The sequence below is a fragment of the Streptococcus sp. HMSC073A12 genome, from assembly GCF_001812815.1.
Classification (GTDB): Bacteria; Bacillota; Bacilli; order Lactobacillales; family Streptococcaceae; genus Streptococcus; species Streptococcus vaginalis.
Genome location: NZ_KV810528.1, coordinates 1 through 24,763 on the forward strand (window position 1 = coordinate 1; position 24,763 = coordinate 24,763).

The following is a 24,763-nucleotide window of genomic DNA, read 5'->3' on the forward strand; positions in this document are numbered from 1 at the left end:
TATTATAACATGAAAAGGAGAAAAATGCTATGTTCGTAACAAAAGAAGATTTGAAAAAATTAGGTTTTGGAAATTATCAGGCTTACAGTTTGATTAAACAGGCTAAGGCTTTGATGGTACAAAAGGGCTTTGCTTACTATAATTCCAAGGGTTTGGGTCAAGTTCCTGTTGAAGCTGTTGAGGAAATTTTGGGTACAAAATTAAATTTTGAGGAAGTGGAAGAATATGCCTAAAATCCCTCATGTATATTATGACAAGGCTAGTAGTTCTTATTATGCGGTTGCTTCTCTAGGTTTTGATGAAGTGACCGGTAAAAGAATGCAGAAAAAGAAAAGAGGGTTTAAAACTCAAACAGAAGCCAAGAAATGGTATGATGATTTTATAGCGAAACACTCGAAAAAAGCTATTGTACATGGTGCAACTTTAACAGTTGAGTTATTTTTGGAAAAGTATTTTGTACCTCACTATAAGAATAAAGTAACTGCTAGGACATTTATGACCTTTTCTTCCAAGTTGAAAAGATTGAAATATTTTTATCCTATGAAAATGGTTGATGTTAAGCCTATTCATATAAAAAAATGGCATACAGACATTTTGGAAGAGGGGTTATCTAATAACTATTTGAAAGACTTACATCAAACAGTAAAAGAGTTGTTTGATATGGCTCTTACTTTGGGTGTTGTGAGTGAAAATCCTGCTCGGCAGGTTGGAAATATGAAGAGGACTAGAAAAAAGGTTGATTTTTGGACAAAAGAAGAATTTGAAAAATTTATCAAAACATTTGAAAAAAATGATGTTGTAGAACATTTGAAATATACCTGTTTTCTATTTCTCTTTATGACAGGATTGAGGATTAGTGAATTACAAGCCTTAACGTGGGAAGATGTTGATTTTGAAAATAAAGCTGTACAAGTCAATAAGTCTATGTTTTATCAAAATAAAAATAATTGGCAAATTAACCCCACAAAAACTTTTTCAAGTAATAGAAAAATCTATCTTGATGCCATGACGATTAAGGCGCTATCCTCATGGAAAAATCATCAGAAACAGCTAGGAAAAATAAGTTTTGTCTTTTCTTATAACTGTTTACCTGTGACTAAGACAATGCTTGCTAATAGCATGAAGAAACATGGGAAAATGGCAGGTGTTAAAAGTATTCGCATTCATGATTTAAGACACTCCCATGCTAGTCTGTTGCTCTCTTTGGGTATGAATGACCTAGAACTTAAAAATAGGCTAGGTCATGCAGATATACAGACGACTTTGGGAGTATATTCCCATCTTCGCCCTTCTGCTATGAAAGAGGTAGCGGATAAACTAGAGGGGGTAATATCACTTTAATTTCAATCACGGCTTTCGTATCACTAGCGAAGTCTGTTATACGAAAACGGAGATTATAAAAAGGTAGCAAGATTGTATCTTACTACCTTTTTTGTTACCAAAATGTTCCCACTCGGCTATTATTAAGTGTTTAAACGTTGATTTAACGCTATTTTCACTAATTTAACTCTTATTTAACTTCAGTAAACACTACATGTTTACGTAATTTTGGTGAGTATTTCTTCAATTGAAGACGGTCTGGAGTGTTGCGTTTGTTTTTAGAAGTAAGGTACAAGCGTTCACCAGATGCTTTGTGTTCAAGTGTGATATTTACGCGCATGATAGCTCCCTTCTATTATTCTGCTGCTGCAGCTTTGGCGATTTTACGTCCTTTGTAGTATCCTTTGAGGGATACACGGTGAGAACGTGAGTAATCTCCAGTAGTTTCGTCAAAATGTACAGATGGAGCTGTAATTTTGTAGTGAGTGCGGCGTTTGTTTTTCTTCGCTTTTGAAGTGCGACGTGCAGGTACTGCCATTTTCTTTATTCTCCTTTTAATATAAGTTCGATTCAATCTCTTTGATTTTCATCAACTGTAATAGTATATCAAAAAAAAATTGTAAAGTAAAGTTACTTGACAGATTTTCTTTTATTTTTTGGAAAATGGCAGAGCATGCTAGCTTTTTAGAGAAAATATACCGAAACAGTCCTCAAAATCTGTTACTTGTGGTAAAATAATTATATTATATGAATGAAGAGGAAAGCTATGAAATTACAAAAACCGAAAGGGACTCAGGATATTCTCCCTCAAGAGTCTGTCAAATGGCAATATGTAGAAGAATTTGCTCGCAAAACATTTAAAAAATATCATTACGCAGAAATTCGCACCCCACTATTTGAGCATTATGAAGTGATTAGTCGTTCTGTTGGAGATACGACTGACATTGTAACCAAAGAAATGTATGATTTTTATGACAAAGGCGACCGTCATATCACATTACGCCCAGAAGGAACAGCACCAGTTGTGCGTTCTTATGTGGAAAATAAACTCTTTGCCCCAGAAGTCCAAAAGCCGGTGAAACTTTATTATATGGGTTCTATGTTTCGTTATGAGCGTCCACAGGCAGGGCGTTTGCGTGAGTTTCATCAGATTGGTGTAGAGTGTTTTGGCTCCAATAATTCTGCGACTGATGTAGAGACGATTGCCATGGCAGCTCAATTTTTCAATGAAATTGGTATTCAAGGTGTAACGTTGCAGTTGAATAGTTTGGGGAATGCGAAGAGTCGCGCCACTTATCGTCAAGCATTGATTGATTATTTGACGCCGTTGAAAGACAGTCTTTCTAAAGATAGTCAGCGTCGTCTGGAAGAAAATCCTCTCCGTGTGCTAGACAGTAAGGAAAAAGAAGATAAACTCGCTGTTGAAAATGCACCCTCTATTCTGGATTATCTAGATGAGGAAAGCCAAACTCATTTTCAAGCTGTGCGTTCGATGTTGGAAGCACTGGGAATTCCTTATGTTATCAATACCAATATGGTCCGCGGATTGGATTATTACAATCACACGATTTTTGAATTTACTGCAGATGTAGCCGGTAATGAACTGACTATTTGTGCAGGCGGTCGTTATGATAGCCTTGTTGCTTATTTTGGTGGACCAGAGACGGCTGGATTTGGCTTTGGGATGGGCGTAGAACGTCTGCTCCTCGTTCTTGAAAAGCAGGGTGTAGCCTTGCCGCTAGAGGATAGTTTGGACGTTTATATTGCGGTTCTGGGAGACGGTGCTAATAACAAAGCTTTGGAAATTGTACAAGCACTTCGCAAGCAAGGATTTACAGCTGAACGTGATTATTTAAATCGTAAGTTAAAAGCGCAATTCAAGTCAGCAGATACTTTCTCTGCTAAGACTTTGATAACTCTTGGTGAAAGTGAGATTGAAAGCAATCAAGTTATCATCAAAAACAATCAAACTCGTGAAGAATTGACAGTCAGCTTAAATCAGATTCAAAAAGATTTTCAAACAATTTTTGAACAACTGGGGTTTTAATTTAAAAAGGGAGAAAGCCAGTCAAATGGCTTTTTTCTCTCATAACATAGTAGAATGTTGAAGTAGAAGTGGAGAGAACAATGAAAAAAATAATCATTCCGTCTGTAATTCAGTTTCTAATTGTTTTTTTGATTATAGGAGGAATTGCCTATTTTGTAAGAGGGGATTTCTTTTTTCGGTTTTTAGCACCGATTTTTGGCTTGGCAGCAGGGCTATTGCGCTTAGCATCAAGTTATGTGGTCAAGGTTTTGCATCCTGAATTATATGACAAAGAAAGTAAGAGGTGAGTCGTCATCTTCTTTTGTAAAAATATTACGTTAAGATATGAAGATTTTGAAAAGCATGTCTTCTTTTTCATCGCTTTTGTGGTAAAATAGTAAAAGAATTAAAAGTTTGGAGAATAAAAATGAAACGTTCAATGTATGTCGGGCGTGTTCGTAGTGAACATGTTGGTCAAAAAATCACTTTGAAAGGTTGGGTGTCCCGTCGTCGTGACTTGGGAGGACTGATTTTCATTGATTTGCGTGACCGTGAAGGCATAATGCAGCTAGTTATCAATCCTGAAAATGTGGATAAAGAAGTCATGGAAACCGCTGAAAGTTTGCGAAGCGAATATGTGATCGAAGTGACTGGAAAAGTAGAAGTCCGTACGCAGGCGAATGATAAATTGGCAACAGGAGCTGTTGAATTACACGTGGAGCATTTGACAGTTCTCAATACGGCCAAAACGACTCCATTTGAAATCAAAGACGGTATTGAAGCGAATGATGATACCCGTCTCCGTTACCGTTATTTAGACCTTCGTCGTCCTGAAATGTTGGCAAATTTGAAATTACGAGCTAAAGTAACACATTCAATTCGTAATTACTTAGATGAGCTTGAATTTATTGATGTGGAAACGCCGTTTCTTACTAAGTCAACTCCAGAAGGGGCGCGTGATTATTTGGTACCAAGTCGAGTGAACCAAGGTCATTTCTATGCACTGCCACAAAGTCCTCAAATTACCAAGCAACTGTTGATGAATGCTGGATTTGATCGGTATTATCAAATTGTAAAATGCTTTCGTGATGAGGATTTACGTGGAGACCGTCAACCAGAGTTTACACAGGTTGACTTAGAAACTTCTTTCCTATCTGATCAAGAAATCCAGGATATTACAGAAGGCTTGATTGCTCGAGTGATGAAAGAAACGAAGGGGATTGAGGTTTCTCTGCCCTTCCCACGCATGAACTATGATGATGCAATGGCTTTGTATGGAAGTGATAAGCCAGATACACGTTTTGAGATGCTGTTACAAGACTTGACAGGGATTGTCAAGGAAGTTGACTTCAAAGTTTTCTCAGAAGCACCAGCCGTTAAAGCTATTGTTGTGAAAAATGCAGCTGACAGCTATTCGCGGAAAGATATAGATAAGTTGACAGAGCAAGCAAAACAGTATGGAGCAAAAGGGCTTGCTTGGGTGAAGGTGGCATCAGGTGAATTAAACGGCCCAGTTGCTAAGTTTCTGAAAGACTTGACAAGTGAGTTGACAGATGCTTTGCAGCTTGAAGACAATGATTTGGTTCTTTTTGTAGCTGATACTCTAGAAGTTGCCAATGCATCCTTGGGAGCTCTTCGTGTTCGTCTTGCAAAAGATTTGGGCTTGATTGATGAATCGAGATTTAATTATCTTTGGGTTGTGGATTGGCCAATGTTTGAATGGTCGGAAGAAGAAGGTCGCTATATGAGTGCGCACCATCCATTCACTCTTCCACAAGCAGACACAGCTCATGAATTAGAAGGTGATTTGAGCAAGGTTCGTGCTATTGCTTATGATATTGTCTTGAATGGTTATGAATTGGGTGGTGGAAGTCTTCGTATTAACCACAAAGATTTGCAAGAACGAATGTTTAAAGCTCTTGGTTTTTCTGAAGAAGAAGCTACTGATCAATTTGGTTTCTTGCTAGAAGCAATGGATTATGGTTTTCCACCGCATGGTGGACTGGCAATTGGGCTAGATCGTTTTGTCATGTTGCTGGCTGGCGAGGAAAATATCCGTGAAGTGATTGCTTTCCCTAAAAACAACAAAGCAAGTGATCCAATGACTCAGGCGCCAAGCATAGTCGATGCTAAACAACTTGAAGAATTAAGTTTACAAGTAGAAACTCATGAAGAAAAGTAAGATTTACAAACGATTGCGTTATTATTTGCGCCGTCTAGCCTATGATTTTAAGTTGATACGAGTACTTAAGAGTATTTCTCGTGAGAAGTACGATGAAAAGATTTCTGCTTCGCTCATTTATGGTTTTCTATCTGCGGTTGCAGTGAATCTTTTCTTTCAATCGGGACATGTTTATTCAAGCGGTGCGACTGGATTGGCACAGATTTTAGCCGCTTTAAGTACGCGTTTTTTAGGATTTACTATTCCGGTTTCTGTGACTTTCTATCTCATCAATATCCCGCTGATGATTTTAGCTTGGTATCAAATTGGGCACAAATTTACGGTATTTACTTTTATAACCGTTTCCATGAGTTCGCTGTTTATCCAGTTTGTTCCTGAAGTGACCTTAACAAATGACCCGATTATCAATGCTTTGTTTGGTGGGGTTATCATGGGAATGGGAATCGGCTTTGCTTTGCGTTCCAATATTTCTAGTGGTGGGACGGATATTGTCAGCTTGACGGTTCGGAAGAAAACCGGTAGAAATGTGGGAAATATTTCCTTTATGGTCAATGGCATGATTATGATTATTGCCGGTGTGACTTTCGGCTGGAAATATGCACTATATTCGATGATTACGATTTTTGTGTCAAGCCGTGTGACAGATGCAGTCTTTACTAAGCAAAAGAAGATGCAGGCGATGATTATTACCAGTCATCCCGAAGAAGTTATTGATAAAATTCATAACAAATTGCATCGTGGTGCAACCATGGTTAATGGTGCAGAAGGAACTTACAATCATGAGAAAAAGACTGTTTTGATTACAGTCATTACGCATGCTGAATTTAATGAATTTAAACATATTATGCGTAAAACCGATCCGCATGCTTTTGTATCGGTAGCAGATAATGTTCACATTCTTGGGCGTTTCGTAGAAGAATAAAACATCAGATTGGCTAGTTTGGTCAATCTGATGTTTTTTGTTATATGACTTGCAGTCCGTCTCGCGGCCTTCGGTGCGGGACAAATAGAGGATGGGCAAAAACAAGCATAAAAGCAAAAAGGCTTAGAATCTGATTTAAATAAATCTTGATTTTAAGCCTTTTATGATGTCGTTGATTATTTATTTCAGATTAAAAATGGTGTTTTTGCCCAGCCTCACGATTATTTAAGTACGAGAACTTGTTTTGCAGGAACAGTATATTGTTTTTGGATTTCCTGAATGGGGGTATCAAGGTTGATTTTTGGATATTGGATAAAGATAGCTTGTTTTTCTTGATTTTGATAAGCAATATCTTCATTTCCAAAATTGATGAGGATAGTAATTTGTTCTTTTTGCCTTTTAATTTTGTATTCAACAAGGACATCGGTGAGCCATTGGACAGAGCAAAAGTCAAGGATTTCTGTCGTTGTTTCCAAACCGAGAAGCGGATTTGCTTTTCTGAATTGGATCAACTGGCGAACAAAATCTACGTCTTTCTCATATTCAATTGAGCGTAGCCAATCAAGACGGTTGATGGCGTCTTGAGCATTATAAGTATTATCCATGAGGTTTTTACTACGGAAAAACTCTTGCCCACTATGGATGAACGGTACCCCTTGAGCTAACAAAGTAATATGCAAAGCGAGTCGTGCATCTGCTAACCGCTCATTTAGAGAGATATCTGGCTTTTTAATTGCAAAATAATCAAAAGCCGTTGCATCGTCATGGCATTCCACGTAGTTGATAGCTTGCTGGGGTGCGATAAAATGTGCTGTTTCCGTTAATCCAACATTAGCTGTCAATACATTTTCTATCGTATCTATTGGTTTGGAATCTTGGATTTGACTGCCTTCTAAAATTGTTTCTTTGATTGTATTGCGGAAGTGGTCGCTGAAAAAACCATAGCTTGGTAACTGAGCGGCGTTGAATTGATGTGCAAGCCGATTGCTATCCAGTCCGGTGGTCATACGCCACCCTTCTCCGTACAAATAAACATTTGGATAAAGAAACTTCAATTCCTCTGCGATTTGTTTCATGGTTTCCATATCTAGAATGCCCATGAGGTCAAAGCGGAAGCCGTCCATTCCATAAAGAGTTAGCCATTGTTTGAGGGAATGCTTAATATAGCTACGAACCATTGCCCGCTCACTTGCTACGTCGTTCCCACAGAAAGTCCCATTTGTTAAATTGGCATTGTGATCATAGCGGAAGAAATAGCCTGGGACAATTTTTTCAAAAGCATAGGTTTGGGGATTGTAGACATGATTGTAAACGACGTCCATGATAACACTGATGTCGGCTTGATGATAAGCAGCGATTGCTCCTTGCAATTCAACGATTCTTGTATAAGGATCATGTGGATTCGTTGCAAAACTACCGTCAGGAAGATTGTATTGCATAGGGTCGTAGCCCCAGTTATACACGAGTTCTGGATGGTTTTCATCAACACTGCCAAAATCATACACTGGCATGAGTTGGATATGAGTAACACCCAGTTGTTTGACATAATCCATTCCCAAAGTGTGTTCTTGTAAATCAGGAGACTCTGTTAGGGACTTGAATTTCCCAGAGTAGGTAAATCCTGCTTCTTTTTGCATGGAAAAATCTCTCACACTCATCTCGTAGATAACAGCTTTTGTTATTGGAATTTGTGTTGCTGCTCGGTGAATTGGGCGAGTAATTTTCTCTGGATTGACAACATAACTAACACCAGAATTGCTTTCAGAAGATAGGGCATAAGGGTCGTGGACTTCCACCCAATGACCATTCACTTTGTGTAGATAGTAATAAGCAGCCCCATCAAAATCTCCAGAGACCTCTGTTTGCCAAACGCCCTTTTCACCAAGTGTCATCGGATAAACTTGATTTTGTAAATGGAGCAAAACTTGCTCGGAAATAGGAGCCCAGAGTTTAAAAGTCGTTACTTTAGGAGTGTAATGAGCTCCTAAGTCATCGCCATCATAAGCAAAGGTCTGGTCAAAAATCGGTTTTCTCACAATATGGCGAAATTGCAAAAAGGTTTTATTGCGATCTTGGTCGTAAATCCAATAATGACTGGTTAAATCTAACGGCTCAAGAGGAGCAAGACTGTATTGCACGAAGTCATCTTGTTCTTTCAGAGTTCTTATCTGTAAGGTTTGTGTGCTATCAATCGTTTCGATTGTAAATTGTAATTGTTCAGTATAAAATTGTTTTTCTAACTCGATCGTGATGAGACTTTGGTCATCTAAGTAGGCTTGGAATGTTCGGAAAGCCATAAACTTCCTTTCTTTATTGTTCAATAATGCGATGTGGAATTACTTGGCGATAACAAATTTGTCGATTTTCTTTGGTATCATTGATAATTTGCAGGATAGTTTTAAAAGAAATCCGCCCCAGTTCTAGCGTATTAATATCAACATAAGCTGCCAAGTCAAGTTTGGGTTTAATAGAGTCAAAAGCTAGAGTAGGAATAGATAATTGATTTTGATTTAAATAGTTGCAGACCCCTTCTGCTAGCATGCTATCTGTTGTGATAATCGCATCAATTTTTGAATCATGATTTAGAAGATGTTTTGTGAATTGATATCCTTTTTCTTCCAAAAATTCATTTGCAAATGCTGTGTTTTGAGGATCAAGCTCTAAGTGGTAATCTTCCAGCGCTTTTTGATACCCTTTATAACGATCTTGCGTTACAAATAGTCTTTTACTACCACCGATAAAAGCAATATTGCGGCAGCCTTTTTTGATAAAATATTCTGTTGCATCATATCCAGCTTGGATATTGTCATTATCCACCAAAGGAATAAACGGAGAAAGAGATTTTCCTAAAATTAAGAAAGGAAATTGTTCCTCACTAACCATTTTCACTAATGGATCATTTTCCTGAGAATAGAGAAAAATGAGCCCGTCCACACGTTTCCCTAGAACCATTTGGGAAATAGCTTCCATACGCTCTTTTTCATTTTTCCCGGTCGCAATTTGAATAGCGTAGTGAAATTCAGAAGCTACCTGAGCAATCCCACGAAATACTGAAGGGAAAAATGGATTTTGATAAAAAGCATCGGAATCATCAGGTAAAACAACACCAATGACTTGTGTGTAACTGCTAACAAGACTACGTGCATTGAGATTAGGATGATAATTCAATTCCTTCATAGCTTTACGGACTCTTTTTTTGGTCTCATCGCTGATGCTGGATTTATTTTGGACAACACGGGTAACGGTAGAAGGCGAAACTCCTGCCAATTTAGAAACTTCTTTAATAGTAACTCGCATAAAAAACCTCCTACTTTTTCATTTTTTCATCACGGAAATGTGTCCGATAGAAAATAATGACGAGATAAAGCACAAAAAGAATGTTTTGAATGGTAATCATAGTGGTCATGGCTTGACCGAACAATAACCCTGCTGCAACAGCAATCAAAGTTGGCAAACCTAAACAATTCAAAGCAAAATGATAGCATTCTTTGACGGTTTTAAAAGAAAAAAGACGTGATTTTTTCGTTAAATAAAGGAAAAAGGTAGCTCCTAAGATGATGATGAAGAAATTCAGTGTCAAAAGACCGCCAGAAAGGAGAACGAGAAATAGACTGACTGTCACACGATTTTGTTGAAACCAATCTTGTGAAATGGCGGCACTGAGCGACTTTTTATTTTTTAGAGCAGCTTGATTGATATGCTGATATTGAATGTCTGCCAGTTTTTTTCCTTTTTTGCTGATAATCAGTTGTTTGGATCCAAAAGCAAGTGTTAGTTTTTCTCCTAAGGTAGACTGTTCTTTCCCTAGAAGGACAGTTCCTGCTTTGCTATTGTGAGTTGATTGCTGACCAGCATAGCTGAATTGATAATTTTCTATTTTAGCATTCTCTGTGATATCGTCCATTACTTCCTTTGTAACAGGGTCAAAAACACCATCTACAAAAGTAGTGAGTGGATAAGTCTTGAGAGACGCGTTTTGCACAGCAACTGGTATTATGGATAAGGAAATTAAAAAGATGCTTGTAAAAATCAATTGAAACCAGGTCAGTAATTTTCGGTTGGCAAAAGGCTTTTTAAAACCGTAAATACTAGAAAAATAATTAAATGGATAAGGTAGCATAAGACACTCTTTCTAAAAATTTATAATCAGGTAATGGCTAATAAAGCAAAGTTTATTAGCTATCATACAACTATAAATAAAAGAGGGTGGGACAAGATTATCCCTTGTCGCCACCACTTGTTAAACCAGATACAAAGTTCTTTTGTAGGAAGAAGAATAAGATACAGATTGGCAAAGCAATCAAGATAGCACCTGCTGAGAAGTAAGCAATCTTCAAATTCTTCACATCACTAACAAAGGTTTGTAAACCAACAGCAACTGTATAGAATTCTTTTTCACGAAGTAAGAAACTAGATAAGATGTAGTCTCCGAATGGTCCCATGAAAGCCCAGAGAGCTTGTACAGCAATCATTGGACGAACGAGTGGCAGTACAATTTGCCAGAAGCGTCTGAAGTGACCAGCACCGTCCAATTTAGCGGACTCATCAAGCGAGATAGGCACAGTATCAAAGTACCCTTTCATGAGCCAAGCGTTCATTGGGATACCACCGCCGACATAAAGGAAGATGAGGAACCAACTGTGGTTGAGCGCATTTAACATCAAAGCCATAACGAAGAAAGCGGTCAGGGCAGCCATTGTTGGCACCATTTGAATGATTAAGAAGAAGACCAGACTTTGTTTTCTAGCTAGGAAATTATAACGACTATAAGCGTAACCAGCTAGTACAACTATACTTGTTTGGATAATCATTGTCAAGATAGCAATGATTAAAGTGTTAAAGTACCAAGTCCCATAAAGAGTTTCAGTAAAAAGCTTGCTAAAGTTTTCTAGGCTAAAATTAATATCTGTATCTAGCTTAAACGCAAGGACATTCCCTGTCTTGAAAGCAGACATAATCGTAATCAAGAGAGGATAGATAATGATAATAGATAAAGCCACTAGATAGAAATAAGTTAAAAAGTGGTTTAAACGGCGTTTAAATTTAATAGAATTATTCATCTTACACATCCTCCATATCAAATGCATGTAGTTTCTTGAACGCAATCATGGAGATTGAAATCACAATAAGAGAAATGATAAGTGTTACCGCAGCAGCCATTGAGTATTGAGGAGCTGCACCTGTCGTTAAACGATAAATCCATGAAATGAGGATGTCAGTTGAACCTGCACCACCACCAACTGTACCAGGACCGCCATCATTAAAGAGGTACATGATAGAGAAGTTGTTGAAGTTGAAAGTATACTGACTGATGAGTGTAGGAGCAGCAACTGCTAAAATCATTGGGAAAGTGATATTGCGGAATTTTTGCCATGCATTTGCACCATCAATGTAAGCTGCTTCGTAAAGATCGTTTGGAATGGATTGCAAGATACCAAGTGTCAATACATAAATGTAAGGGAAACCAAGCCAACCTTGCATCATAATTAGAGCAATTTTAGTCCAGGTCGGATCTGTTTTCCAAGGAATCAGATGTCCATTTAAGAATGGCAATACTTTACCAAGAAGCGGAATAACTTGGGTATTGATTGCACCGATACTATCGTTGAACATGTTACTGAAAGTTAAGATAGTGATGAATGCTGGGACAGCCCAAGGCAGTAGGAAGATAACGCCGAAAATGCGTTTTCCTTTAATAAATGGTTGGTTTGCAATAATAGCGGTAAAAATACCAATAACGATTTGGATAGTTGAGGCAGCCAGTGCCCAGATAATAGTCCAACCAAGAACGGCTCCAAAAGCAGAACGGAAAGTGCTAAGTCGCCAAATATTAGTGAAGTTTGTCACGCCAACCCAATCCAAGAGCTTGGTTGGAGGCAAATGTTGGAAATCATAGTTTGTAAAGGCGATTAAAAGAGTGACCAATACAGGGAAAATGATAGCAAAAGTCATTGCAATATATGAAGGAATAATCAATAGGTAAGGAAAACCATTAGCGTAAATTCCTTTTAACATATCTTTGAAAGTCGTAGGAACTGGATAATCATTATTCCAACGTTTCGCAATAGTATAAGCATCTTTTAGATTGAGAGCATAAAAGATGAAATAAACAATGACAAGAATAAAGTGGAATGCACCACGAATCAGCATGAAAAGAGAGTTATCGCGTCCAGGCATCTCACCGAGAGTAATTAAGTTTCCTAACTCAGGAGCAGCAATGGCGAAAAAGTAAATCAAAAATAAAATGGTAACTCCTAAAAAGATAGCCCCTTTTGCTTTTTGTTTATTATAAATTTGCCCAAGTCCTGGGATGAGGGAGAGCAGCAATGCTTTACGTGGCTGTTGTTGTGTAGTCATCAGAGTCTCCTTTTTCTAAAATATAGAACTCGACTGGTGCTGCCAATCGAGTTCTATCCTACCTCAATCTGTTTTATTTTTTACCAAATTTTTGATTGATAGTATCTTTAATCAATTTAACGGCATCATTTACAGCGGCTTTAGTATCTTTTTTTCCACTTACAGCATCAAAGAGCATACTTGCTGCTGGATCCCATACAGTACTCATTTCAGAGATATTTGGCATAGGTTGAGCAGATTGGAATTGTTTAATAACAGCTGAAGTCAATTCATCATTCTTTCCTTCAGCGTATTTACGAGCCTCTGTGTTTGCAGGTACTTCGTTTGTAGCATCATAGAAAGCGTTTTGTTGTTCAGTCGAAGTCAAGAAGTTAACAAACTTTTGAGCTGTTTTGGCATTTTTAGATCCTGCAGGGATGACCCAAGCTTTACCACCACCAAAGGCTTGATAGTTTTTACCATTTGGAAGTGTAGGAATAGTGGCAACACCATAGTTCACTTTAGCTTCTTTGAATGATGCGGCTTTCCAAGGGCCTTCAATGATAGCAGCTGTTTTACCTGATTGGAATTGAGTTTGAATTAAGTTTGCGGCACCTTTAGTATCTTGCATTCCTTTTGGCCATTTTGCATACCAATTTTTAGCGTATTCAACACCTTTGATAGAACCGTCATTTGCAAGTCCAATGTCTTTAGGATCGGTACCGTTCTTACCAAAGACATATCCACCATTACCCGCTAACAGACCATAAGCATAATAGAAGTTTGTCCAGTCAGCGAGGAAAGCAGTTGTTTTGCCATTTTCGTTAGCAAAAGCATATTTGCTGTCTTTTGCCAGTTCTTCTAATTCAGCAAATGTAGTTGGAGCTTTAGAAACAAGGTCTTTATTGTAGTACATTACTAATGTTTCGATAACAGCAGGAGCACCATAAGTTTTACCTTTTGTTGTTACGAGTGCTTTGGTAGTATCATCTGTCATTGAACCTTTATCAAGTTTCATTTCAGAAAGTTGGCCGTCTGAACCGAGACTACCTACGCGGTCATATGGAGACATCATAACGTCTGGAGCTTTGCCAGATTGGTTGTCAAGTGAAAGATTTTCAAGACCTTTAAGTTGGTCGCCAGTTTTAATAGTAACTTTTGTTCCACTTTCTTTTTCAAAAGCAGCAGCAGCTTTCTTCATGTAGCCTTCGTATTGTTTTTCTACGTAAACAGTGAGGTTTTTACCATCACCAGAAGAAGCTGATTTATTATTTTTGCTACCGCAAGCTACTAGTAACAAACTAGCCAATCCTACAGTTCCAAGAACTGCAACACTTTTCAACATTTTACGTTTCATGATTTATTCCTCCTAAAGAATAAAATAATAAGATAACAATTTAGAATAGTTTGCGCAAACGTTTTCTTAAACTATGCTTAGTATACCACAAATAGAAAACGGTTGCAACACTTTTTTAAAAAAATCTTAAAAATTTTTTATTTTCCACTCCAAAAATCATGATAGAATATAGAAGAAAATGATTCAATTATCCGAAATATTTTAAAAATTTACAAAAAAACTAGAAAAATGGTTGCACACATGTCGGAATTAAGTTATAATCAAATCAACGCAAACGTTTTCGTTAAATGAATGCAAAATTTAACAGAAAAATTTATTGAGGTGATAAGATGAAAGAGCGTCAAAGTGGTGTTCTCATGCATATTTCTTCTCTTCCAGGGAAATACGGAATCGGCTCATTTGGGAAAAGTGCTTACGATTTTGTGGATTTCTTGGTAAGAACAAAGCAACGCTACTGGCAAATTTTGCCTTTAGGCACGACCAGTTATGGAGATTCTCCATATCAATCTTTCTCTGCATTTGCGGGAAATACACATTTTATTGATTTTGATCGATTGATTGAAGAAGGATTGCTTGTGCAAAGTGATCTTGAAGGGTTAGACTTTGGTCAAGATCCAAGAAAAGTAGATTATGCGAAAGTGTTTAACAATCGCAGGCCTGTTTTGGAAAAAGCTGTGAAACGTTTCTTAGAACGTGGAGACTTAGCAGCCTATGAAAAATTTGTAGCAGATAATGCATCATGGCTTGAAGTGTTTGCTGAATACATGGCGATTAAAGAGCATTTCGACTTGAAAGCTTGGACGGAATGGCCAGATGCAGCGGTACGTCGTCGTGAAGCGTCTAGCTTGGCAACTTATCGCGAAAAGCTAGCTGATCGATTGACCTATCATCGTGTTACGCAATATCTCTTCTTCAAACAATGGTTAGAATTGAAAAATTATGCTAACGACCATCATATTGAAATCGTTGGTGATATGCCAATCTATGTGGCAGCTGATAGCTGTGATGTTTGGGCGCAACCGCATTTCTTTAAAACAGATGAATTAGGACAGCCTACATGTGTAGCAGGATGTCCGCCAGATGAATTCTCTGCGACCGGTCAACTTTGGGGAAACCCAATTTATGACTGGAAGGCAATGGATGAAGATGGGTATAGCTGGTGGATTGAACGCTTGCGTGAGAGTTTCAAAATCTACGATGTGGTTCGTATCGATCATTTTCGTGGTTTTGAATCTTATTGGGAAATCCCTGCTGGATCCGATACAGCCGCTCCTGGTAAATGGGTGAAAGGCCCTGATTACGCTTTGTTTAAAGCTGTGAAGGAAGAATTGGGTGAACTAAACATCATCGCCGAGGATTTGGGCTTTATGACTGATGAAGTAATTGCTTTACGTGAAAAAACGGGTTTCCCTGGTATGAAAGTGACTCAATTCGCCTTTAATCCAAATGATGAAAGCATTGATAGTCCACATCTTGCTCCGAACAATTCTGTTATGTACACAGGGACACACGACAACAATACTGTTCTTGGTTGGTACCGTGATGAGATTGATGATGCTACACGTGAATATATGGCTCAATACACCAATCGCAAGGAATATGAAACAGTTCCTCATGCAATGTTACGAACTATCTTTGCTTCTGTCAGCTTTATGGCAATTGCAACCATGCAAGATTTATTAGAGTTAGACAGTTCAGCTCGTATGAACTATCCATCAACTATCGGTGGCAATTGGTCATGGCGTATGACAGCAGATGAATTGGACCTCGTGATTGAAGCAGAGTTATACAGCTTGACGAAAACATATCGTCGTTTAAATAAAAAATTATTAAAGAAAGAGAATGAATTGTAACGTTCTTTTCTAGGTAGGAGAAAAAATGTCAAATTTACAAGAATTTATCCAACAAACTTATCAAAAAGAAATTGCTGAATGCAGCAATGAAGAATTGTATATTGCCCTTTTAAACTATACAAAATTGACTAGTGCACAAAAACCAGTTAATACTGGTAAAAAGAAATTGTATTACATTTCAGCAGAATTTTTGATTGGAAAACTGTTGTCAAACAACCTCATCAACCTTGGTCTTTATGATGATGTCAAAAAAGAATTAGCAGACGCTGGTAAAGACTTGATTGAAGTGGAAGAAGTCGAATTAGAACCTTCACTTGGTAATGGTGGTTTAGGACGTCTGGCTGCTTGCTTCCTTGATTCTATTGCAACACTTGGTTTGAATGGAGACGGTGTAGGTCTGAACTACCACTTTGGTCTTTTCCAACAAGTATTGAAAAATAATGAGCAAACAACAGTACCAAACTTCTGGTTGACAGAGCAAAATTGGTTAGTAAAATCAAGCCGTAGCTATCAAGTACCATTTGCTGATTTCACTTTAACATCAACTCTTTATGACATTGATGTGCCTGGTTATAAAACAGCTACTAAAAACCGTCTTCGTCTGTTCGACCTTGACTCAGTAGATGCAAGTATCATTGAAGATGGGATTGACTTTGATAAGACAGATATTGCTCGTAATTTGACTCTATTCCTTTATCCAGATGATAGTAATAAGCAAGGTGAATTGCTCCGTATCTTCCAACAATACTTTATGGTGTCAAATGGTGCACAATTGATTATTGATGAAGCGATTGAAAAAGGTAGCAATCTTAATGACTTGGCTGACTATGCTGTTATCCAAATCAACGATACACACCCATCTATGGTCATTCCAGAGATGATTCGTCTTTTGACAGAACGTGGTATTTCGCTTGATGAAGCAATCAATATCGTTAAGAATATGACGGCTTATACAAACCATACCATTCTTGCTGAAGCGCTTGAAAAATGGCCGCTTGAATTCTTGGAAGAAGTTGTTCCACACTTGGTTCCAATTATCAAAGAATTGGATAAGCGCGTGAAGGCTGAATACGCAGATCCAGCTATTCAAATTATTGATGAACATGATCGTGTACACATGGCTCACATGGATATTCACTATGGATATAGTGTCAATGGGGTTGCTGCTCTTCATACAGAAATCTTGAAAAACTCAGAACTCAAGGCCTTTTACGACATTTATCCAGAAAAATTCAACAATAAAACAAACGGGATCACCTTCCGTCGCTGGCTCATGCACGCAAATCCACGCTTGTCAAATTACATTGATAGCTTGATTGGCCGCGATTGGCACCATGATGCTTCAAAATTAGAAGACTTACTTGAATTTTCTGGTAAGGCTGATGTGAAAGCCGAACTTGAAAAAATCAAAGCTCACAACAAACGGAAATTAGCTCGTCACTTGAAAGAACACCAAGGTGTTGAAATCAATCCTGAATCAATCTTTGATATCCAAATCAAACGCCTTCACGAGTACAAACGCCAACAAATGAATGCTCTTTATGTCATTCATAAATACTTGGACATCAAGGCTGGAAACATTCCTGTGCGTCCAATTACAGTCTTCTTTGGTGGGAAAGCTGCTCCAGCATATACGATTGCGCAAGATATTATTCATTTAATCCTTTGCTTGTCAGAAGTAATTGCTAACGACCCAGAAGTTTCTCCATACTTGCAAGTCGTTATGGTTGAAAACTATAATGTAACAGCAGCTAGCTTCTTAATTGCAGCCGGTGACATTTCTGAGCAAATCTCCCTTGCTTCTAAAGAAGCTTCAGGTACTGGTAACATGAAATTCATGCTAAATGGTGCTTTAACGCTTGGTACTTCAGATGGGGCAAATGTTGAAATTCATGAATTAGTCGGAGATGACAACATTTATATCTTCGGTGAAGATTCTGAAACAGTTATTGATTTGTATGCCAAAGAAGCTTATAAGTCAAGTAAATTCTATGCTCGTAAAGCAATCAAACCGCTGGTTGACTTCATTGTCAGTGATGCTGTTCTTGCAGTTGGTAAGAAAGAGCGCTTGGAACGACTTTACAATGAATTGATCAATAAAGACTGGTTCATGACGCTTCTTGACTTGGAAGATTATATCGAAACAAAAGAACGCATGTTTGCGGATTATGAAGACCGTGACGTCTGGCTTGAAAAAGTTCTTGTCAATATCGCAAAAGCAGGCTTCTTCTCTGCTGACCGTACGATTGCTCAATATAACGATGAAATTTGGCATTTGAACTAGTTCAATAGCGAATTGGCCCCTTGATTGATAGTTGAGGGGCTTTCTTTTGTTTGAAAAAAATAATTGACACTAGTGAAATTTTTGTTGCCATTTTTGACTGCTTACGTTATAATAAATAAAACTGAAAACTCTTTTAAGCAGGAGGCTTATTGTGAAAAAACGACCAATTTATTTATATGTATTGCTGACGTTATCAGCCATTTTATCATCGTTTACATTTATAGGAACTTTTTTTGGCAGTGAAAAAATAACGAATACAAGTTCCTACAAAGGTTTATCTGAAACAGTTGTAAAACAAATAGTGAAAGTGACTGAAAAGAGTCTTGTCTTTCTTCATAATGGTCCCCATAAATTATTAATTATCCTTTCTATTCTGTTGTTGATAGCTGCTGTTGTTTTCATTGTTAAGAAAAACATTTTATACGCTAATTTTGCCTACATTGCCTATGTATTATTAGGAATTATTGGGACAATTTACAATTATATCGGTGGTATGCCACTCAACAATCTTTATAAAGATCAAACGATGCGTGCCACAGCAATCTCATCGACAAGAGTTTTGACCATTATTTATTTTGCATTTAATATTCTTTTCCTTGTTATTGTCTTTTTCAAGATGAAACGGCAGCAACAAGACTTAGCAAAAGAAAAATTACAATAGTTGACAAAACATATCTATCAGCTTAGAATTTTAAGAGAATGATAGATGTGTTTTATTTTTAGAAAGTGAGAAAATATGAAGATTTCCTTGGTTTATATTAGCTTAAGTGGGAACACAGCGAGTTTTATCAAACGTTTGTCCACTTTTTTGCAAGAGCGACATGAAAATGTTGAGATTGAGCAGGTGGATATAAAAGATATGGTGAAAGAGGAGCGACCATTTTACGCCATGTCTCAGCCCTTTGTAGCCTTTTTACCAACCTACTTAGAAGGTGGAAATGGTTTGAATAATGGAGATGTAGAGATTCTTACCAATGATTTAGGTGACTTTATTGCTTTTGAAGAGAATTACAAGTGCTGTTTTGGAATTGTTGGTAGTGGTAATCGTAATTTTAACAACCAATATTGTTTAACAGCTAAGCAATATGCAGAGCGCTTTGGCTTTCCAGTCTTGGACACATTTGAACTTCGTGGCTTGAATGAAGATGTCAAACGAATTGGTCTGAAAATTGAAGAATTATACGGAATGTAATAAAAAATCCTATCGTTGTAAATACCGATAGGATTTTTTGATAGGGTTAGAAAATTACATTTTTTCTGGAGCATCAACGCCGAGAAGACGAAGAGATTCTTTTAGAACAACAGCTGTTGCGTAGCTGAGAGCCAGACGGCTGTCACGTTCAGGGCTTTCGTCTAAGATACGAGTGTGTGCGTAGAATTTGTTAAATGCTTGTGCAAGACTGATTGCATATTTTGCAATGAGTGATGGGTCATAATTGTCAGCTGCACGCTTGACAACACGGGCAAAATCTTGTAGCAGTTTAATGATTTCCCAACTTTCAGCATCATCTAGGCTGTATGTTACTTCAGAACTTGGCTTGAAGTCAGCCTTGCAAAGGATTGATTGGATACGTGCATAAGCATATTGGATGTATGGACCTGTTTCTCCTTCAAAGGATACCATGGCTTCCAAATCAAAGTCGTAACCGTTGCGGCGGTCTGTTTTTAAATCGTAGAATTTAACAGCTCCTACTCCGACAGCACGAGCAACAGCTTCTTTGTTTTCAAGGCCAGGATTTTTGGCTTCAATTTGTGACTGAGCACGATTGATAGCTTCTTGAAGAGTTGGTTCAAGAAGGATGATATTTCCTTTACGTGTAGACAATTTTTGGCGGTTCTTTGTTACCAAGCCAAAGTCTACATGAATCATATCATCGCTCCAGTCAAATCCCATCTTCTTCAAAACGGCTTTTAATTGTCTGAAGTGATTAGCTTGTTCTTGACCTACAGCATAAATGTTTTTAACGAAGTTGTAAGTGCGAGCACGGTACATAGCTGTCGCAATATCACGTGTAATGTAAAGTGTTGCTCCGTCAGATTTCTTAATCATAGCTGGTGGCAGATTGACATCATCAAGGTTGACAATGCTAGCCCCCTTAGACTCTTCCAACAATCCTTTTTCTTCAAGGATTTTGATGCCTTCGTCCATCTTGTCATTATAGAAGGCTTCACCAGCCAGACTATCGAATTCAACACCAAGCAATTTGTAGATACGGTTAAATTCTTTCAGGCTTTCGTTGCGGAACCATTGCCATAATTCAGTAGCTTCAGGATCACCGTCTTCTAATTTTTTGAACCAGAGGCGACCTTCGTCATCAAGCTCAGGATCTGTTTCGATTTCCGCATTGATACGAACGTACAGTTTCAGTAATTCATCAATTGGATTTGCTTCGACGGCTTCTTTGCTGCCCCATTTTTTATAAGCCACCATTAAAAGACCGAATTGTTTTCCCCAGTCACCTAAGTGATTGATTTTAATGGTGTTATAGCCCAATTTACGGAAAATATTAGAAAGGGCATCACCGATAACAGTTGAGCGCAAATGACCAACTGAAAATGGTTTTGCAATGTTTGGGCTGGAGAGGTCAATGGTGATGTTTTCTCCATTTCCTTCATTTTGCTGACCATAGTTATTTCCTTCTTTTACAATTTCTTTGATAACTTGAGCTGAAATTTTTGATTTATCAAGGAAGAAATTAACATAAGGACCAGTTGCCACTACTTTTTCAAAGTTTGTTGAGTCAATTTTTTCTGCAATGTCTGCTGCAATTGCTTGAGGCGCTTTTCGTTCTACTTTCGCTAAAGAAAAGGCAGGAAAAGCGATATCACCTAAATCTGAGCTTTTGGGTTTTTCTAGTAAATTTAAAATAGCGTCTTGGTCTAAGCTGTCAATGACCTTAGCCAATTCACTTGCAATCAATTGTTTATTGTCCATGGTTTCTCCTTTGGTCTTTTACTAGTATTTTAACATATTTTTTGACGAATCTTCAATTTTTTTGGTATAATTTTGAGTATAAATATACATTATTGAGGATAAAATGAAAAAGAGTGAACGTCATAAACTAATTAAGCGAATGATTAAGGAAGAAAAACTGAGTACACAAAAAGATATTCAGGATCGTTTAAAGGCACAAGGCATCATTGTAACACAGACAACCCTCTCTCGGGACTTACGTGAAATTGGATTGACGAAAGCCAAGAAAAACAATGAAGTTTATTATGTTTTAGCAGATGAAACAAATAAAATCGATTTGGTTGAGTTCTTGTCTTATCATGTAGAGGGCGTTTCTCGGGCGGAATTTTCCTTGGTTCTTCATACTCGCTTAGGGGATGCTTCTATTCTGGCTAACTTTGTGGATGCCAATAAAGGTGAGCTAATTTTAGGAACGGTAGCAGGAGCTAACACGCTCTTAGTTATCTGTCGTGATACAGCAGCTGCAAAACAAATGGAAGAGCAGCTTCTTGAGAAAATGGATTAAGAAAATGAATGATGAGGCTGGGACAAAGAGCTCAGCTTCCTTTGTTTATGTAGTCAACAAGACGCAGTAGCTGATTGCTCAAAGCAATGCTTCGAGGTGGCGGATAGGACTTGCGAAGCACGTCTCAAGCTGTTGTTTTTCAAACTCGGAAAAACACCTTTGACAAAAACTTTGTTTTCTTTATCCACCATCTCAACAGTCTTCCAGACTGTTGAGCAACCTTGCGGGAGTGAGACTACGAACTGAAAATTTTCAAGATGAGTTTTGTCCTACTCCAGCTATGTGGATGTGGGATAGAAATCAAGTTTCTACGAAACTATTGATTTCTATCCCACTCTTATCACTATTAACCAACAGAAAGGATGAGAATGACAAAAGAAAAACTATCTCCAGGAATGCAACAGTATTTAGATATAAAAAAAGATTATCCAGATGCTTTTTTGTTGTTTCGCATGGGAGATTTTTATGAATTATTCTATGATGATGCGACCAATGCGGCACAGATTTTAGAGATTGCTCTGACTAGTCGCAATAAAAACTCGGAAAATCCAATCCCAATGGCAGGAGTTCCTTACCATTCAGTGCAGCAATACATTGATGTTTTAATTGAAGCAGGCTATAAAGTTGCGATTGCAGAGCAAATGGAAGATCCTAAAAAAGCGGTTGGAGTAGTCAAACGCGAAGTAGTACAGGTGATTACGCCGGGGACAGTAGTTGATTCTTCAAAACCAGACAGTCAGAATAACTTTTTAGTGGCTTTGGATAAGCTGTCAGGTATATATGGACTGGCTTATATGGATGTGGGAACGGGTGAATTTCAGGTCACAAGTCTTAGTGACTTTAACATAGTCTGTGGAGAAATCCGAAACCTGCGAGCGCGTGAAGTGGTCTTAGGGTATGAATTGTCTGAAATGGAGCGCCAAGTATTGGAGACTCAAATGAATCTCCTTTTATCGCAAGTAGAAACTACATTTGATGATGTTCAGCTACTAGGAAAGGACTTGTCGCCGCTAGAGCGCCAAGTAGCTGGAAAGTTATTACAGTATGTTCATAAAACGCAGCTACGTGAGCTTAGTCATTTGAAACAAGTTCATCATTATGAAATCAAAGATTTCTTGCAGATGGACTACTCAACTATGGCAAGTCTGGATTTAATAGAGAATGCTCGAACAGGAAAGAAGCACGGGAGCCTTTATTGGCTGATGGATGAGACTAAGACAGCTATGGGAACACGATTGTTGAGAGCGTGGATTCAACGTCCGTTGATTGATAAAGAGCGGATCGTCAAGCGGCAGGATGTAGTGCAAGTCTTTTTAGATCATTTCTTTGAGCGCAGTGACTTATCAGACAGTCTCAAAGGAGTGTATGATATTGAGCGTTTAGCCAGTCGGGTTTCGTTTGGCAAGACCAATCCGAAAGATCTATTACAACTTGCTGCGACATTGAGTCATGTGCCACAAATTAAGGGAATTTTAAAAGGAATTGATAGCCCAGTTTTGGAAGATTTGATTGCAAAATTGGATGAAATTCCTGAACTGGCGTCCTTAATTCAGTCAGCAATTTCGCCGGATGCTCCAAATGTCATTACAGAGGGTAATATTATTAAAACAGGTTTTGATGAAACCTTGGATAAATATCGAGTGGTTATACGAGATGGAACGAGCTGGATTGCAGATATTGAGGCGAAAGAAAGAGAAGCTAGTGGAATTAACAACCTGAAGATTGATTACAATAAAAAAGATGGTTATTATTTCCATGTCACAAATTCCCAGCTTGAACACGTTCCCAGTCATTTTTTCCGCAAGGCAACTCTGAAAAATTCAGAGCGTTTTGGTACGGAAGAACTGGCTCGTATTGAAGGGGAGATGTTGGAAGCGCGTGAAAAATCAGCTAATTTGGAATACGAGATTTTTATGCGCATTCGTGAGGAAGCTGGTAAATATATCAAACGCCTGCAATCCTTGGCGCAAACTATGGCAACAGTTGATGTGCTGCAAAGCTTTGCAGCTGTAGCTGAAAAGCAACACTTTGTGAGACCAGAATTTATTGAGCAGCGCTCTATCCAAATTGATAAAGGGCGGCATGCGGTCGTAGAAAAAGTTATGGGTGCACAAACCTATATTCCTAATAGCATTTCAATGGATGAGAATGTTAATGTTCAGCTAATTACAGGCCCAAATATGAGTGGGAAGTCAACTTATATGCGGCAGTTAGCGATTGTTGTGATTATGGCTCAAATGGGCTCTTATGTTTCAGCTGAAAGCGCTCAATTGCCGATTTTTGATGCAATCTTTACTCGAATTGGTGCAGCTGATGACTTGGTTTCTGGACAATCAACCTTTATGATTGAAATGATGGAAGCGAACCATGCTATTTCTCAAGCAACAGAAAATTCACTCATTCTTTTTGATGAGTTAGGAAGAGGAACAGCCACCTATGATGGCATGGCGCTTGCTCAAGCTATTATTGAGTATATTCACAATCGGACAGGAGCTAAGACACTTTTTGCGACTCACTATCACGAGTTGACAGAACTGTCAACTAGCTTGACACAACTAGAAAATGTCCATGTAGCAACCCTAGAAAAAGATGGTCAAGTAACATTTCTTCATAAGATTGAGGTTGGACCTGCTGATAAATCTTATGGGATTCATGTAGCAAAAATTGCAGGTTTGCCAAATGATTTGTTGACAAGAGCGGATCAAATATTGACACGATTAGAAAGCCAAGTAAATGAGAAGCCATCTTTTGGCATCTTTAATACATTACCTGCGGATGCTCGTGAAAAAAATCAAGTGGCTGAGCAGATGTCTTTATTTACAGAAACAACTGAATCACCTATTTTAGACGAGTTGCGCCAGTTGGACATTTATAATATGACCCCAATGGAAGTGATGTTGGCTGTGGCAGAGATAAAGAAGAAACTTTAAAATGTTGAAGCTATAGTGGATGTGACTGACTAACAGCTTAATTTGCTGAAATGTCATACCAGAATTGCAGCTAG

The 24,763-nt window shown here is 38.1% G+C and carries 21 protein-coding genes; 12 read left to right on the forward strand and 9 right to left on the reverse strand.

Annotated elements, in window-relative coordinates:
- Window positions 1-29 precede the first annotated feature (29 nt).
- The gene (locus tag HMPREF2876_RS02325; RefSeq protein ID WP_000498227.1) at window positions 30-233 is read left to right on the forward strand and encodes a DUF3173 family protein; all 204 of its coding nucleotides are present in this window, start codon (window positions 30-32) and stop codon (window positions 231-233) included.
- On the forward strand, window positions 226-1,341 hold the full coding sequence (locus HMPREF2876_RS02330) for a site-specific integrase (RefSeq protein ID WP_001124256.1): 1,116 nt from the start codon (window positions 226-228) through the stop codon (window positions 1,339-1,341). Before HMPREF2876_RS02325 ends, HMPREF2876_RS02330 begins: the two co-directional genes overlap by 8 nt.
- 169 nt (window positions 1,342-1,510) lie before the next feature.
- Here HMPREF2876_RS02330 and rpmG read toward each other — a convergent pair whose 3' ends face one another.
- Together rpmG and rpmF are read right to left on the reverse strand one after the other, a co-directional pair.
- Window positions 1,511-1,660: a 50S ribosomal protein L33 gene (gene rpmG / locus HMPREF2876_RS02335; RefSeq protein ID WP_003026692.1), complete on the reverse strand. Its 150-nt coding sequence runs from the start codon at window positions 1,658-1,660 to the stop codon at window positions 1,511-1,513.
- 15 nt (window positions 1,661-1,675) lie between these two features.
- Window positions 1,676-1,858, reverse strand: a complete 183-nt coding sequence (gene rpmF, locus HMPREF2876_RS02340) for a 50S ribosomal protein L32 (RefSeq protein WP_003026691.1) — start codon at window positions 1,856-1,858, stop codon at window positions 1,676-1,678.
- 228 nt (window positions 1,859-2,086) lie between these two features.
- On the opposite strand from rpmF, the gene hisS reads away from it, so the two are divergent.
- The 4 genes from hisS to HMPREF2876_RS02360 all read left to right on the forward strand — a co-directional run bounded on the left by hisS (window position 2,087) and on the right by HMPREF2876_RS02360 (window position 6,450).
- Window positions 2,087-3,367: a histidine--tRNA ligase gene (hisS, locus tag HMPREF2876_RS02345; protein ID WP_070584082.1), complete on the forward strand. Its 1,281-nt coding sequence runs from the start codon at window positions 2,087-2,089 to the stop codon at window positions 3,365-3,367.
- 80 nt (window positions 3,368-3,447) lie between these two features.
- Entirely contained in the window at window positions 3,448-3,654 is a 207-nt protein-coding gene (locus HMPREF2876_RS02350; protein ID WP_003027825.1) for a hypothetical protein, read from the forward strand.
- 119 nt (window positions 3,655-3,773) lie between these two features.
- Window positions 3,774-5,528, forward strand: a complete 1,755-nt coding sequence (aspS, locus tag HMPREF2876_RS02355; RefSeq protein WP_070584084.1) for an aspartate--tRNA ligase — start codon at window positions 3,774-3,776, stop codon at window positions 5,526-5,528.
- Window positions 5,515-6,450 carry a YitT family protein gene (locus HMPREF2876_RS02360; protein ID WP_024053240.1) on the forward strand — a complete coding sequence of 312 codons (936 nt, stop codon included), beginning with the start codon at window positions 5,515-5,517 and terminating at the stop codon, window positions 6,448-6,450. Before aspS ends, HMPREF2876_RS02360 begins: the two co-directional genes overlap by 14 nt.
- A gap of 221 nt (window positions 6,451-6,671) precedes the next feature.
- On the opposite strand, the gene pulA is transcribed toward HMPREF2876_RS02360, so the two are convergent.
- From pulA to HMPREF2876_RS02390, 6 genes are all read right to left on the reverse strand, one after another.
- Window positions 6,672-8,747, reverse strand: a complete 2,076-nt coding sequence (pulA, locus tag HMPREF2876_RS02365; protein ID WP_070584087.1) for a type I pullulanase — start codon at window positions 8,745-8,747, stop codon at window positions 6,672-6,674.
- A 13-nt stretch (window positions 8,748-8,760) separates the two neighbouring features.
- Window positions 8,761-9,747, reverse strand: a complete 987-nt coding sequence (locus tag HMPREF2876_RS02370; RefSeq protein ID WP_070584089.1) for a LacI family DNA-binding transcriptional regulator — start codon at window positions 9,745-9,747, stop codon at window positions 8,761-8,763.
- Window positions 9,748-9,757: 10 nt separating this feature from the next.
- Window positions 9,758-10,570, reverse strand: a complete 813-nt coding sequence (locus HMPREF2876_RS02375; protein WP_070584092.1) for a DUF1189 domain-containing protein — start codon at window positions 10,568-10,570, stop codon at window positions 9,758-9,760.
- Window positions 10,571-10,667: 97 nt separating this feature from the next.
- Window positions 10,668-11,510, reverse strand: coding sequence for a sugar ABC transporter permease (locus tag HMPREF2876_RS02380; protein ID WP_003026676.1), 843 nt, complete (start codon window positions 11,508-11,510; stop codon window positions 10,668-10,670).
- 1 nt (window position 11,511) lies between these two features.
- On the reverse strand, window positions 11,512-12,807 hold the full coding sequence (locus HMPREF2876_RS02385; protein ID WP_070584094.1) for a sugar ABC transporter permease: 1,296 nt from the start codon (window positions 12,805-12,807) through the stop codon (window positions 11,512-11,514).
- A 73-nt stretch (window positions 12,808-12,880) separates the two neighbouring features.
- The gene (locus HMPREF2876_RS02390; protein WP_070242133.1) at window positions 12,881-14,143 is read right to left on the reverse strand and encodes an extracellular solute-binding protein; all 1,263 of its coding nucleotides are present in this window, start codon (window positions 14,141-14,143) and stop codon (window positions 12,881-12,883) included.
- 329 nt (window positions 14,144-14,472) lie between these two features.
- Here HMPREF2876_RS02390 and malQ point away from each other — a divergent pair, with 329 nt between their 5' ends.
- The 4 genes from malQ to nrdI all read left to right on the forward strand — a co-directional run bounded on the left by malQ (window position 14,473) and on the right by nrdI (window position 19,472).
- Window positions 14,473-15,996, forward strand: a complete 1,524-nt coding sequence (malQ, locus tag HMPREF2876_RS02395) for a 4-alpha-glucanotransferase (RefSeq protein ID WP_070584096.1) — start codon at window positions 14,473-14,475, stop codon at window positions 15,994-15,996.
- A gap of 25 nt (window positions 15,997-16,021) precedes the next feature.
- A complete protein-coding gene (gene glgP / locus HMPREF2876_RS02400) occupies window positions 16,022-18,280 on the forward strand; it encodes a glycogen/starch/alpha-glucan family phosphorylase (RefSeq protein WP_070584098.1) in 2,259 nt (752 codons plus the stop codon).
- Between the two features lie 151 nt (window positions 18,281-18,431).
- Window positions 18,432-18,941 (forward strand): ABC transporter permease, encoded by a 510-nt coding sequence (locus tag HMPREF2876_RS02405; protein ID WP_024053231.1) that lies wholly within the window; start codon window positions 18,432-18,434, stop codon window positions 18,939-18,941.
- A 75-nt stretch (window positions 18,942-19,016) separates the two neighbouring features.
- Window positions 19,017-19,472 (forward strand): class Ib ribonucleoside-diphosphate reductase assembly flavoprotein NrdI, encoded by a 456-nt coding sequence (gene nrdI, locus HMPREF2876_RS02410; RefSeq protein WP_024053230.1) that lies wholly within the window; start codon window positions 19,017-19,019, stop codon window positions 19,470-19,472.
- A gap of 54 nt (window positions 19,473-19,526) precedes the next feature.
- Here the strand turns inward: nrdI and argS are convergent, their stop codons facing one another.
- Window positions 19,527-21,215: an arginine--tRNA ligase gene (gene argS / locus HMPREF2876_RS02415; RefSeq protein WP_024053229.1), complete on the reverse strand. Its 1,689-nt coding sequence runs from the start codon at window positions 21,213-21,215 to the stop codon at window positions 19,527-19,529.
- A gap of 103 nt (window positions 21,216-21,318) precedes the next feature.
- On the opposite strand from argS, the gene argR reads away from it, so the two are divergent.
- Window positions 21,319-21,759, forward strand: coding sequence for an arginine repressor (gene argR / locus HMPREF2876_RS02420; RefSeq protein ID WP_003027809.1), 441 nt, complete (start codon window positions 21,319-21,321; stop codon window positions 21,757-21,759).
- 368 nt (window positions 21,760-22,127) lie between these two features.
- On the forward strand, window positions 22,128-24,689 hold the full coding sequence (mutS, locus tag HMPREF2876_RS02425; RefSeq protein WP_024053228.1) for a DNA mismatch repair protein MutS: 2,562 nt from the start codon (window positions 22,128-22,130) through the stop codon (window positions 24,687-24,689).
- Window positions 24,690-24,763 lie beyond the last annotated feature (74 nt).

Bases quoted from the DNA above. Each gene is read 5' to 3' on its own strand.
- HMPREF2876_RS02325 (WP_000498227.1), top strand. From the start codon at position 30: ATGTTCGTAACAAAAGAAGATTTGAAAAAATTAGGTTTTGGAAATTAT.
- HMPREF2876_RS02330 (WP_001124256.1), top strand. From the start codon at position 226: ATGCCTAAAATCCCTCATGTATATTATGACAAGGCTAGTAGTTCTTAT.
- rpmG (WP_003026692.1), bottom strand. From the start codon at position 1,660: ATGCGCGTAAATATCACACTTGAACACAAAGCATCTGGTGAACGCTTG.
- rpmF (WP_003026691.1), bottom strand. From the start codon at position 1,858: ATGGCAGTACCTGCACGTCGCACTTCAAAAGCGAAGAAAAACAAACGC.
- hisS (WP_070584082.1), top strand. From the start codon at position 2,087: ATGAAATTACAAAAACCGAAAGGGACTCAGGATATTCTCCCTCAAGAG.
- HMPREF2876_RS02350 (WP_003027825.1), top strand. From the start codon at position 3,448: ATGAAAAAAATAATCATTCCGTCTGTAATTCAGTTTCTAATTGTTTTT.
- aspS (WP_070584084.1), top strand. From the start codon at position 3,774: ATGAAACGTTCAATGTATGTCGGGCGTGTTCGTAGTGAACATGTTGGT.
- HMPREF2876_RS02360 (WP_024053240.1), top strand. From the start codon at position 5,515: ATGAAGAAAAGTAAGATTTACAAACGATTGCGTTATTATTTGCGCCGT.
- pulA (WP_070584087.1), bottom strand. From the start codon at position 8,747: ATGGCTTTCCGAACATTCCAAGCCTACTTAGATGACCAAAGTCTCATC.
- HMPREF2876_RS02370 (WP_070584089.1), bottom strand. From the start codon at position 9,747: ATGCGAGTTACTATTAAAGAAGTTTCTAAATTGGCAGGAGTTTCGCCT.
- HMPREF2876_RS02375 (WP_070584092.1), bottom strand. From the start codon at position 10,570: ATGCTACCTTATCCATTTAATTATTTTTCTAGTATTTACGGTTTTAAA.
- HMPREF2876_RS02380 (WP_003026676.1), bottom strand. From the start codon at position 11,510: ATGAATAATTCTATTAAATTTAAACGCCGTTTAAACCACTTTTTAACT.
- HMPREF2876_RS02385 (WP_070584094.1), bottom strand. From the start codon at position 12,807: ATGACTACACAACAACAGCCACGTAAAGCATTGCTGCTCTCCCTCATC.
- HMPREF2876_RS02390 (WP_070242133.1), bottom strand. From the start codon at position 14,143: ATGAAACGTAAAATGTTGAAAAGTGTTGCAGTTCTTGGAACTGTAGGA.
- malQ (WP_070584096.1), top strand. From the start codon at position 14,473: ATGAAAGAGCGTCAAAGTGGTGTTCTCATGCATATTTCTTCTCTTCCA.
- glgP (WP_070584098.1), top strand. From the start codon at position 16,022: ATGTCAAATTTACAAGAATTTATCCAACAAACTTATCAAAAAGAAATT.
- nrdI (WP_024053230.1), top strand. From the start codon at position 19,017: ATGAAGATTTCCTTGGTTTATATTAGCTTAAGTGGGAACACAGCGAGT.
- argS (WP_024053229.1), bottom strand. From the start codon at position 21,215: ATGGACAATAAACAATTGATTGCAAGTGAATTGGCTAAGGTCATTGAC.
- argR (WP_003027809.1), top strand. From the start codon at position 21,319: ATGAAAAAGAGTGAACGTCATAAACTAATTAAGCGAATGATTAAGGAA.
- mutS (WP_024053228.1), top strand. From the start codon at position 22,128: ATGACAAAAGAAAAACTATCTCCAGGAATGCAACAGTATTTAGATATA.